This is a genomic window from Lewinella sp. LCG006 (genome assembly GCF_040784935.1).
GTDB lineage: Bacteria > Bacteroidota > Bacteroidia > Chitinophagales > Saprospiraceae > Lewinella.
This window is the reverse complement of the sequence record NZ_CP160680.1, coordinates 3,475,280-3,487,309: the sequence shown is the minus strand read 5'-3', so window position 1 is coordinate 3,487,309 and position 12,030 is coordinate 3,475,280. Positions and strand designations below refer to the sequence as shown.

General features: G+C 49.8%; 7 protein-coding genes. 5 read left to right on the top strand and 2 right to left on the bottom strand.

Annotated elements, in window-relative coordinates; all coding sequences use genetic code 11:
- Positions 1-3: 3 nt before the first annotated feature.
- Both AB0L18_RS12450 and AB0L18_RS12445 read right to left on the bottom strand, forming a co-directional pair.
- Positions 4-993, bottom strand: coding sequence for an MBL fold metallo-hydrolase (locus AB0L18_RS12450; protein ID WP_367392919.1), 990 nt, complete (start codon positions 991-993; stop codon positions 4-6).
- Between the two features lie 456 nt (positions 994-1,449).
- A complete protein-coding gene (locus AB0L18_RS12445; RefSeq protein ID WP_367392918.1) occupies positions 1,450-2,631 on the bottom strand; it encodes a hypothetical protein in 1,182 nt (393 codons plus the stop codon).
- A 186-nt stretch (positions 2,632-2,817) separates the two neighbouring features.
- Between AB0L18_RS12445 and AB0L18_RS12440 the strand changes: the two genes are divergently transcribed.
- The 5 genes from AB0L18_RS12440 to AB0L18_RS12420 all read left to right on the top strand — a co-directional run bounded on the left by AB0L18_RS12440 (position 2,818) and on the right by AB0L18_RS12420 (position 11,844).
- Complete coding sequence (locus AB0L18_RS12440; protein WP_367392917.1) at positions 2,818-3,585, top strand: SGNH/GDSL hydrolase family protein; 768 nt, start codon at positions 2,818-2,820, stop codon at positions 3,583-3,585.
- A 7-nt stretch (positions 3,586-3,592) separates the two neighbouring features.
- Positions 3,593-5,080: a DASS family sodium-coupled anion symporter gene (locus AB0L18_RS12435; RefSeq protein ID WP_367392916.1), complete on the top strand. Its 1,488-nt coding sequence runs from the start codon at positions 3,593-3,595 to the stop codon at positions 5,078-5,080.
- A 25-nt stretch (positions 5,081-5,105) separates the two neighbouring features.
- The gene (locus AB0L18_RS12430; protein WP_367392915.1) at positions 5,106-8,354 is read left to right on the top strand and encodes a SusC/RagA family TonB-linked outer membrane protein; all 3,249 of its coding nucleotides are present in this window, start codon (positions 5,106-5,108) and stop codon (positions 8,352-8,354) included.
- Positions 8,355-8,390: 36 nt separating this feature from the next.
- Positions 8,391-9,812 carry a SusD/RagB family nutrient-binding outer membrane lipoprotein gene (locus AB0L18_RS12425; protein WP_367392914.1) on the top strand — a complete coding sequence of 474 codons (1,422 nt, stop codon included), beginning with the start codon at positions 8,391-8,393 and terminating at the stop codon, positions 9,810-9,812.
- A gap of 160 nt (positions 9,813-9,972) precedes the next feature.
- Positions 9,973-11,844: a lamin tail domain-containing protein gene (locus tag AB0L18_RS12420; RefSeq protein ID WP_367392913.1), complete on the top strand. Its 1,872-nt coding sequence runs from the start codon at positions 9,973-9,975 to the stop codon at positions 11,842-11,844.
- The last annotated feature ends 186 nt before the right edge of the window (positions 11,845-12,030 follow it).

Below are 12,030 nucleotides of genomic sequence, written 5' to 3'. Positions count from 1 at the left end.
CTTTTACAAATACACTACCTCATTCACCCCCGGTAAAATCAAATCATGGCTGCGCTCGCGTTCGGCCATCGCCTTTTGTACACGGCGGTAGGGCTCGCTGGCGGGTTCGTTGCTCAGGTCGTAGGTGCCATAGTGCATAGGTAGTAGGCGTTTGGCGCCAATGTCCTGCCAGGCTTGTACTGCTTCTTCGGGATTCATGTGAGCGCCCTGCATCATGTAGTCGGGGGCGTAGGCACCAATGCCGAGCATGGCAATATCAATATCAGGGAAGTGCTTGCCAGTATCGGCAAAAGGCCAGTGGTAGGCACTGTCGCCCCCGAAGTAGTGCCGCTTACCCTGGTACTCAAAGAGAAATGCGCCCCAAAGGACCTGGTTAAAATCAAACAAGCCGCGGCGACTCCAATGGCGAGTAGGCAAAAACGTCAATTGCGGTTCGTGATCGGGACTTTTGAACTGTTGGTACCAGCCCGCCATTTGTACGGGAGTATTCCCTATCCATTTACTGATGGTACGATCCATGCCGAGGGAGGTAAAGATTTTCGCCTTGGGATTCACTTGTAACAGCTGCTGAAGTGATTTTTGGTCACAATGATCGCGGTGATCGTGCGAAATCAGGATATAATCCACGCCCGTAATCTTGGTGGTCGGAAATGGCGGATGCACCAAGCGCGGCACCAGCGGCATTCCATTCAGTACTGGGTCCGTGATGTAGCGGATACCTCCCAGTTGGATCACAAAACAGGCATGGCCCAGCCACACCAGAAAATCCCGCTCTTTGTCAGCGATCCAATCGGTGCTTGGCATGATGGTTGGTCGCCACTGGTCGGCCTTTTTCTCCTTGCGCTGTGGGTTAGGCGTCAGGAGCATCCGAAAAACGGTCTTGAACTCGGGGTAGAAAGGATCTTCCAAGTATTGAAAAGCCCCATCTTTATAGGGATTGCCTGGCCAGTCGGGGCGTACGATGGGGAGGTCGGGATTGTATCTGTATTCCAAAGGAGGGGATGATTTTTTAGCGGAGTCTTATCCGCAAATGGGTATTAATACCATGAAACACAAAAATTGGTGATGGGGTTTACAAAAGAGGGGTACACCTCAACGCAGGCACAGCCGACGCCGAACAGATTTTTTTTTGAACCATCTGAGGGATTATAAGGGGATTTAGTAAGCATGGAATTTCATGATTAGAAAGCGGGGAATCCACCCCTGATTCTACGAATCGACCCCGCCAGCGAGGGGCATGGGCGAACCGTGGCTCGTAGGGCGCAAGGCCTAGCCTGAAGAGCGAGGCGCGGAGCGACTAAGGACGAGGGATGGGAGCCGCTCCGTAGGGCAGGGTTCATACCCTGCACGAAGGAGCGGCGGACAGCCGGTGCCTTCTCCCGTCCCCGTCTAGAAAAGTCGGGATGGGAGAAGGCATGGCCCCAAAAGCGTTAATTAGGATCAATATCCTCACTCACAAGCACAAATCAAATTGTCGGCATAGTTTTGCTTTTGCAGGAGATAACCTTTTTGATAAGGATAGCCACCACCAATACCCAGGTTTTCATTATTGATGGTATAGATACAATCAAATAAGAGGGTGCTTTCTTTTTCTTTTAGATCATTAGGATCGCAAAAAGGATTCGCCGTAGAAGAGCAGCGAGTGGTGGTCATGTTGCCGAGTACGTTTTTGAGAATGTATTTGATGTCGATCTCATACTTAGCGGCCAGCTCCTGATCAATATCTGAGGCATAGCGGCCGCAGGGCTCTCCTTTGCGGACAATCGAATCGGGGTATATTTCGAATTTATCGGTAAAGAAGGAGTGGATGGTGGCCACTTTTTTGAACTGAGGATTGCCATCAAACTGCAATTCCTCAAATTCTTGGGTAAAGGACAAGGCTTCCTGGTCGAAGTAGGTCGGACTCAGTGGGGTCATTTTTGTGTCTAGCCAGATTTCGTTAATTAAATACTCATAAGCCGACAACACATAGCCCTGGCCCAGACTCGTGGTATCGTAGCGGGAACACTTCATCCGTACATCTGCACTTTTGGCTAAATAGTAAAGGCCCGGACGACGTGATCCCGGCAGGGGTAGCTTGTAGGGATTGCTCAAGCCCCACACTCCCTCGTAAGCACTACAGGGACAAAAATCCTGTACCTCGGCAATGTCCAGATAGGGAGAATTAAAACTGGCATTAAAATTTTGATCGAAAAAAATCCCTAAAGGATGGTTGCCGGAAACGATCACTTCCTCTCCCGTATTCCACTTTGGTAACAACGAATAGGTCAACAAAGCTCCTATTAGTACCGCACCGACAACGTAAAGCAGAAGCTTTTTGCGACTGGTAACTAATTGTTGTTGCTTTTTTTGCAGCGCACGCTCCAACTCTTCCTTTTGAGCCTGCGCTTCTTCCAATTCCTGACGAATGGATTCTCGCAGCAGCAAACGATTGATGTTCTCTATTGATCGCTGGTACATACCTTCCGTGGCGGTACCGTAAATGAGCTTGGTAAACTGGCTGGCACTGATACTTAAATCCTGTGAAATGACACCAAAAGATGTGGCCCCGAACTTGGATGTTGACTTATTCCAAGGTCCGTATTTCTCTTCCAGTTTCTTAATGAATTTATCCTTTAAACTTTGTTCCATGCAGCCTCAAACGTGTGTAAAAAAGTGTAAAATGATATAAAATACTGTAAAAAGTTTTTAAAACAAAATTTTATTCTTTTTTAAACCAATATCACCTGCTATCTTGCGGGTATGATTTATGGTTCTTTCCTTAAAGATAACTTCTTATCCGTCAATAAAAGAACCCCCTAACGAATATCTCCAATCATGTTAAAAGCCTTTCACTCGGCAGTCCTTGCGACGGCATTTCTCTTTTTAAGCTTCAACGCCATTGCGCAAGCACCAGAGAAGGTCCTGTTTGTCGGGAACAGCTATACTTATTTCTGGAATTTGCCCCAGCAGGTAGCAGCTATGGCTCAAAGTCGGGATCTCAGCATCCATACCTCGCAATCTACCAGTGGCGGCACTTCCCTGGCTCAACATTGGCGGGGTGAGAAAAAACTGCAGTCCTTGCCCATGATCAGAGAAGGAGCATACGATGCGGTCGTGTTGCAAGATTTCAGCATGCAGGCCCTCAATGCCCCCGACACCTTGTTGCATTACGGCCAACAGTTTGCCAACGAGATCAAAGCAAAAGGAGCACGCGTGTTCCTCTACATGACCTGGGCCAGAGCATTTGACCCCTATATGCAAGCTACCATCACCGCAAAATACGAAGAGCTTGCACGCTTGTGTGGCGCAACGATTGTACCCGTGGGCCCCGCTTGGGAACGTGCTCGTAGTTTAAGGCCTGACCTTCCACTGTACGACCCCGATCAAAGCCATCCTTCCCCTTTGGGTACCTATCTGACTGCCTGCGTCTTCTATGGCGTTTTCACCGGAAAAACACCCGTGGGACTGCCCCATCGACTGACCAGTACCGACCACGCTGGAGAAAAACTCTACCTCAATATACAATCTACTGAGGATGCGCTTTTTTGTCAGAAAGTTGCTGCAGATATATTAGGTCTACCATTCGTTTCACCAGTAAAATAAGCTCGCTTTGAAAACTTCTACCTGGAATGCACAACGTATTGGGCTGATTGCTGGTCCGCTTATTTTTCTGCTGAGCCTGAAATTCATGCATCTGCAAGGCTTGGGTGCACAGGGGCACGCGGTACTGGCTTGTACCTTCTGGATCGCGATCTGGTGGATCACGGAAGCCATTCCAATCGCAATGACTTCTCTGCTGACCATCGTCTTGTTTCCCCTCACCGGGGCACTGAGTTTATCGGAAACGACAGCTTCTTTTGGGCACAAATACATCTTCCTTTACATCGGTGGTTTCATTTTGGCCATCGCTATTGAGCGGTGGAACCTGCACCGTCGGATAGCACTGAATATCATCAACTTTATCGGCACCAACATGAAGCGGATTGTCTTGGGCTTTATGGTAGCAACCGCTTTTCTGTCGATGTGGATCTCCAATACCGCTACGGCAGTGATGATGATTCCGATAGGGATGGCAATTGTTTCCCAGCTCAAAGATGACCCGAGTACGGAGGAGAACGAGAATACCCTTTTCGGGAAAATGTTGATGCTGGCCATTGCCTACAGCGCTTCTATTGGCGGTATGGCTACCTTGATCGGCACACCTCCTAACCTGGTGTTGGCGGGGATCATACAGGAACAATATGGCGTAGAAATCACCTTTTCGCAGTGGATCAGTTTTGGTCTGCCGGTTTCCATCATCCTGCTTTTCATCTGTTGGAAATACCTTACCAACCAGGCTTTCAAAATAAAAGTGACGGCTTTTCCTGGCGGGCGTCCAGCCATCCAGCAACGTTTACAAGCCATGGGAAAAATAAGCTTCGAAGAGCGAAGCGTCTTGATCGTTTTTGGGCTGACGGCCTTTGCCTGGATCAGTCGATCTTTTCTACTACAGCGCTTTATTCCAGCCCTGGATGACACCATCATTGCCATGGTTGCTGGTTTGGCGCTGTTTCTACTACCAGCGGCAAAAGACAAAAAACGGATGCTGATTACCTGGGAAGAAGCGGTGAAGCTTCCCTGGGGCATTCTGCTTTTATTTGGTGGTGGGCTAGCGCTCGCCGAAGGTTTTAAAACCAGTGGGTTGGCCGACTGGATTGGTAGCCAGATGACCTTGCTGGATGGTGTAGCCGTACTTTTGCTATTATTGATCCTGGTAGCAGCGGTTAATTTTCTTACGGAAATCACGTCCAACCTGGCAACCACCGCGATGATGCTACCCATTTTGGCCCCCTTGGCTTTGGGTATCAATGTACATCCCTATTTATTGATGGTAGGTGCTACTACCGCTGCTTCTTGTGCCTTTATGCTGCCCGTAGCTACGCCGCCCAACGCGGTGGTCTTTGGCTCGGGTTATCTCCAAATCATCGATATGGCCAAGGCTGGCATTTGGATGAATATCATTTCTATTCTTGTCATTACGGCACTGGTGTATTTGCTACTGCCGTATTTATGGGGCTTTGACCCCTTCAGCTTTCCAGCCAATTTATCCACCGACTAAATAACAACCACATAAATATTCAATCATGGGAAAACCAATACGTTTATTGTTCTTCACCTTGTTTTGCCTCCTCAGCATAGCTGGCTATGCTCAAAAAACAGTTACTGGTATGGTAACTGATGCAGAAGGAAGCCCCCTGATTGGGGTAACCATCTTGGAGGATGGCACCACCAACGGCACCATTACTTCTTTTGATGGGAGTTACGAGATCACAGTTGCTGACCAAAACGCACGACTCATCTTCCGCTACATCGGATTTGCGAGCCAGACGGTTCCCGTTGGCACAGCTTCCGAACTCAACCTGACGCTGGAAGAAGAAGTAGGCTTACTCGACGAAGTGGTGGTCACAGCTTTAGGTTTTACCGAAAACAAAGACCAGCTGGGTTACGCCAGCTCCAATGTAGGTGGTGAAACCCTCGTAAAATCGGGTGAAGCTACCGTACTCAACTCCCTATCTGGCAAATCTTCCGGTGTAAGGATTTCGCGCAACTCCGGAGATCCGGGAGCGGGAGCTTATATTCAGATCAGGGGCTTGTCTACCATTACCCGCGACAATCAGCCCCTCATCATTGTGGACGGTATTCCGATCAGTAATGATGTACGCGGCAATAGCGACCGTTCCGGCGTAAGCCAGGAGTCTCGCTTGAATGACATCAACCCGAATGATATCGAAAGTATTTCGGTGCTAAAAGGTGCTTCGGCAGCAGCACTGTATGGCACCCAGGCTTTGGGTGGGGTCATTCTTATTACGACCAAGAGTGGCAAGTTTGCCAGTAAAACCAAAGTGTCGCTGCGCTCTAGCTATTCGATGGATGTCATCAACCGGCGCTATCCACTACAAAACAGCTACGGCCAGGGAGACAATGGCATCTTTGATCCGCGCGCGCGGGATTCCTGGGGAGACCGCATTGCTGATCGCCCCGGTGGTCCTGACGAATTTGATACTTCCGGTGAGTTTTTCGTAGATCAGGATGGTCGTACTTACTATCCTATTCTGAACAAAAATTCCCGTGAGATTTACGAAGACTCCAATTTCGATCAGATTTTTCAGAATGGTTATTTTCTGGAAAACAACTTGAGCATTACCGGAGGCAACAACAGCACAGCCGTTTTCTTCAGCATGGGAGATATGAACCAGGAAGGGATTATCAGAAATAACTCTGACTACCGCCGTACCACGGCCCGCTTCAATGTCAACCATCTTTTCTCCGACCAGCTGAAGCTGAAACTTACGACGAACTACTCCCGTACCGCCTCCAACCGTATCCAGAAAGGAGCTACCTCTTCGGGGCTCTACCTCGGTTTATTGCGTACCCCCATTGATTTCGACAATGCAGGCTACCGCGGCGACTACTACGCCAATGGCAATAGCTCTCCCGTTCCCAACCGCCATCGTTCCTACCGGGAACCACTGGGAGCTGACGATAGCCCCGTTTACAACAACCCCCAATGGACCATTTACGAGCAGGAAAACCTCGCTAAAGTGGATCGCTTCATTACTTCTATGGAGCTGACGGCAACGCCAAAAACCTGGCTCAACCTGATCGGACGAGTAGGCATTGATCACTACAGTGAAAAGCGTAACGAGTTCTTCACGCCCGGTTCGGCGGCGGGTGAATACCGAGCGGGCCTCTATGAGCAATCCATTGCGGCCAACACCATATTCAACATGGATTATATTGCTAAAGCCAACCACAAGTTCAACCGTAACTTTGGCGGCAGCTTGCTGGTAGGTTTCAACTACAATGCCCGCTCCCGGGATGTCAACGGGGTCAATACGGTCAATTTCATCCAGTTTGTGGATGTGGCCAGCGTGGTGCGTGACAAGGACAATGCCTTGCTCGAAAACATTACCACCCAGAGTTCTCAAGGGCAGGAGCGTACCGCCGGCGTTTATTCTGCCATGTCGCTCAACGCTTGGGACATGCTTTACTTTACCGGAACAATCCGGGCAGAGTCCGCCTCTACCTTTGGCGACGATGCCGACAATACCTTCCTGTTTCCATCTGCTTCTTTGGCCTGGCAATTTTCAGAAATTGAGGGCTTGAACGGTAATACCCTTTCGTTTGGCAAGCTGCGTTTATCTTACGGCGAGGTGGGTGTTCAACCTGCTCGTTACAACACCTCCAATGTTTTTGTTTCGCCCAGCATAGGCGACCAATACGGTGGCAACCTCAACTTAGGGCTCTATGGCAATGGTGGTTTTGTACCCAGCGCCAACCGGGGCAACGCATCGCTCTTGCCAGAGCGTAAAAAGGAGCTGGAAATCGGCGCAGATTTGCGCTTCTTCGAAGATAAACTTTCCTTTAGCGGCACCTACTTTTCGAACAAAACCGTGGACGTCTTGCTGGATTTCCCCGTAGCCAACTCACGAGGCTACAGCCAGGTGTACACCAACGGCGCAGAGATTCAAAATACCGGCTACGAATTGGATCTGGGAGTTGAGCTGATCCAACGCAAAGACTTCTCGTGGAACGTTACGGCCAATTTCACCCAAGTGAGAAACGAGGTACTGGACCTGCGCGATGTGGAGTCGATCGAATTGGGTGGCCTCGCCGCCGTCAACTCTCGTGCCGTAGAAGGCCAGCCGCTAGGCGTATTATGGGGATCACGCAGCCTGCGCGATGAAAACGGCAATATCGTTTTTGACGAAAACGGCTTCCCCGTACAAGATGAACTCGAAGGCGTCATTGGTGATCCAAACCCCGATTGGCAGGGCGCGATATCTACCGGTATTCGTTTCAAGAACTTCCGGCTTTCGGCACTTTTCGAAACCTACCAGGGTGCCGATATCTACGCAGGTACCAAGTCGGTACTATCAGATTTAGGGCTTTGGGAGAACACGGGCGAAGAAGTAACCGCTACCCGCAACCTGAAAGAATTCAATGGCAACATCATCAACATTGGTGAAACCTTTCGTGGAAATGTCACCGACTTTGGCGCTGGCCCTGTAGCCCTCACCGAGGCCTGGTACAATGCCGACGGCGGATTCTTTGCCAATGGCAACGATGAGCTCTACATCGAAGATGGTTCCTGGACGCGCCTGCGCGAACTGACTTTATCCTACCGACTGACCTCCAACTGGCTCGATCAAAAGATCGGCATCAGTTCATTAGAACTATCCGCTACCGGTAGAAACCTCGTCCTCTGGACTCCGTTTGAAGGCAATGACCCGGACACCAACCTTTCTGGCATCAGTGCGGCACGGGGAATTGAGTATTTCAACAACCCTGGCACCAAGTCTTACGTGTTCAGCCTTTTGCTAGACTTTTAATATCACTCACTTTTCAGCAACCTAAAAAAGGTACTAATGAAACGATTACTATTATTCACAACTATAGCCGTACTGATGACCGCCTGTGGCGATCTCGTCGACGGCATCAATCAGGATCCCAACAACCCCACTTCTGCCTCTTACCAGAATATTCTGACGGGCGCGGAAGTAGGCAACATTATTCTTAATACCGGAGAGACTGCGCGTAGAGCGGGTATTTTCTCCGGTTACTACGAAGGCATTGACCGCCAACACCAGGGTTTTTATAACTACACCCTGACCACCAGCGACTTCAACAGCCTCTGGTACGATCTTTACGTGGATACTTACCGCAATGCATTGGAGGCGGAAGTCGCTGCTGCGGAAGAAGGTCTCACGGGCGTCACCAAGGGTATTACCCAGGTATTGCAGGCCCTTGCCATTGGTACAGGAGCCGCCCTCTACGGTGATATTCCCTTTGCGGAGGCCGGAAGAATCGAGATTGAAAACCCCATTTACGAGGACCAGCTCAGTGTATATGCGGGTGTACAATCCTTATTGGACGAAGCGATTACCAACCTGCAAACGGGCACCGATCGTCCGGCTGGTGGTGCCGACATCTACTTTGATGGTGCCGTAGCGCCGTGGATAGAGGTCGCTTACTCACTAAAGGCCCGTTTTTACTTACAGACGAAGGATTATTCCGCCGCTTACGCAGCAGCAGGTAATGGAATCAGCAGCATCAACAATGCTTTGTATGCGCCCCACGGCACAGGGATTCAAGAGTCTAACCTCAGCTACCTCTTCTTCGCAGTGGAGGTACGGGGTGCCGACGTGATTACGGCGGATTACATTACCAGTCTGTTGCAATCCAACTCGGCAGAAAATCCTATTCCTGAAAATTACCGGGGCAATGCCAAGACCGACGAGACGGGCCGCTTCAACTTCTACTTCACCACCAATAGTTTAGGCGTACAGCCCAATACCACCAACGGTTTTGCGGCACAAACCGCCAATGCACCAATCGTAACCTACGAAGAGAATCTACTGATTCTGGCGGAGGCTGGCTTGCGCAGTCAGGGCTTTGCCACCGGCTTAGGACACTTGAACGATTACCGCGCGTTTATGAACAATGGCGGTTACCTCGTCAATGCTGATCCTGCCCAGATTCGCTACGAAGCGTACACCAACGAAGACTTTAACAATGGAGGACTGGAGAACCCTACTGGGCTCAATCCTGATGATGCCTTGTTGAAGGAAATTCTTGAAGAACGCTACGTTACGTTTTTTGGCCAAATTGAAGGCTTTAACGACGTCAGACGTACCGCAGGAGAAACAACGGTAAAGGTGCAAGTGCCCCCCAATATCGGCACAGAAATTCCTGGCCGATTCCTGTATCCACAAACCGAAATTGACCGGAACGCGAACGTACCTAAACCTATTCCGGGATTGTTTGAAGCTACGGATATCAATAAGTGATGTAGGTACTTGGTAGAGGGTATAGGGACTTTGATTGTCCAAGACGGAAACGGACATTTAATCTCTCTACCCTCTACAAAATGGGCGCGAAGCGGCCTGCATCCCTATACTGAATTTGGCTTTACAGCTTGAATTTTCTTATTTTTAAAAAATAACGACAATGGGAAATTCCTATCTTTTAAAATATATACCATCGCTTTTACTGGTTTTGGGCATCATGTTGACCAATGCTTGTAGCAATGATGATGACCTCGTTTTTGATGACAGTCTGCAAATTCTTTCGCAAAAGATCGATGGTGAAGCAGCAGTCAACGGAGTCGATGGCATTGATCGTCGTCCGACGATTGAGATCATTTTTTCGCACACTTTAAAAACCGCCGAATTGACTTCGGCCCTCAGCCTTACTGGAGGAGGCGCTTCGGTGGCTTTCACCGCTACCTATGGCAACACCAACTCTACGCTTACGCTTACGCCCGACTCCGACCTGGAATACGAGACCACCTATACCCTCGCACTGCCGGCAGGCACCTACGGCGAAGACAATAACTCCCTCAAAGAAAGTTATTCCCTGACCTTTACCACAGCCCCCTTTGTGCCAGCCAACGTGAGCTTGGCCAGCAATGTAGGCGCCATCAGTGAAATCGATGGAGTGGCCACGATTTCCGTCAATCTGAGTGAGGAAGTGGAATTGGACGTCACCGTCGAACTACAGTTTGGTGGTACCGCTAGCGTAGGTAGTGACTATACCACCAGCGCCACCTCCGTGGTACTGACGGCAGGTGAAACGACGGCTGAAGTGACGATTACCGCGTTAACCGACGGTGCATTGGAAGGTACCGAAGCCATCGAAGTGAGTATTGCTTCCGTCACCAATGCGGAAGAACTTACGCCTCAGTTGGTCACCATCACCCTGTTGGATGCAGACCTGGACAGCAATGGTGATGGCTTCCCCGACCGGGGTTTTATCATCAACGAAGTGCTCTTTGATCCTCCCGGCGGTGATCCGGGTGATGCCAATGGCGACGGTACACGCAGTGCCTCTGAAGATGAGTTCATTGAATTTGTGAATGATTCAGACCAGGAGTTTGACCTGAGTGGCTATACCTTATACGATGCAACCAACCTGGCATCCGGCGAGCCCAATCATACCTTCCCAGCTGGTACCATCGTCCCCGCTGGTGGTGTTTATGTACTGTTTGGTGGAGGATCTCCTTCGGGTGATTTTGGTGACGCGCTCGTTGGCGTGAGCACCAGTGGCAACCTCAATCTCTCGAATGCGGATGACGTAATCACCCTCCTGGATACTGATGGCAATACCGTCCTCACCTTTGACACCCAAGGTGAAGGCGCAGGCATTGATTTTGGTGCTGACCAGTCGGTGACTCGCTTCCCTGATATCAATGGTGATTTCACCTTGCATACCACCGCCAATGCGGACCTGCTCTATTCACCTGGCAAAAAAGTTGACGGTACGAACCTCGGCACTGGCGGTGGCAACCCCGGATTGGGCTTCCGCATCAACGAAGTACTCTTTGACCCTCCAGCAGACCTACCTGGTGATGCCAACGGCGACGGAGTACGCAGTGCTTCTGAGGATGAATTTATTGAGTTTGTCAACGACTCCAACCAACCCGTTGACCTCAGCGGCTTTACCCTTTATGACGCTACTAACCTTGACCTGAATGAGCCAAGGCATACCTTCCCTGCTGGAACCATCATCCCGCCGGGTGGGGTCTATGTCCTCTTTGGCGGTGGTACTCCTACCGGAAGCTTTGGAGGTGCCATGGTAGGCGTGTCCACCACTGGCAATATGAACCTGTCCAATGGTGATGATGTTATCACCATTCTGGATCTTTTAGGCAACACATTCCTTACCTTTGATACACAAGGCGAAGGCGCAGGTATTGATTTCGGTGCTGACCAATCAGTGAGTCGTTCTCCTGATATCAGCGGTGATTTCCTATTGCATACCACGGCGAATCCAGCATTGCTGTTTTCTCCAGGAACGAAGACGGATGGTTCTTCTTTCTAGCGTGAGTTTCGGCTTTTCACCAAAGGTCGTAAAGGGTTTCGTGACAATTTTAGGCATCCTAAATAAATGCTAACAACGGGATAGACCACGGATTCAACGGATCAAACAGGATTTTCACAGATTTCATATCCGCGTAAATCCGTCAGATCCGTTAAATCTGTGTTCTATTCTTCAAAGAGGGTTTTA

Coding starts and splice junctions, on each gene's coding strand:
- AB0L18_RS12440 (WP_367392917.1), top strand. CDS start 2,818: ATGTTAAAAGCCTTTCACTCGGCAGTCCTTGCGACGGCATTTCTCTTT.
- AB0L18_RS12430 (WP_367392915.1), top strand. CDS start 5,106: ATGGGAAAACCAATACGTTTATTGTTCTTCACCTTGTTTTGCCTCCTC.
- AB0L18_RS12445 (WP_367392918.1), bottom strand. CDS start 2,631: ATGGAACAAAGTTTAAAGGATAAATTCATTAAGAAACTGGAAGAGAAA.
- AB0L18_RS12420 (WP_367392913.1), top strand. CDS start 9,973: ATGGGAAATTCCTATCTTTTAAAATATATACCATCGCTTTTACTGGTT.
- AB0L18_RS12425 (WP_367392914.1), top strand. CDS start 8,391: ATGAAACGATTACTATTATTCACAACTATAGCCGTACTGATGACCGCC.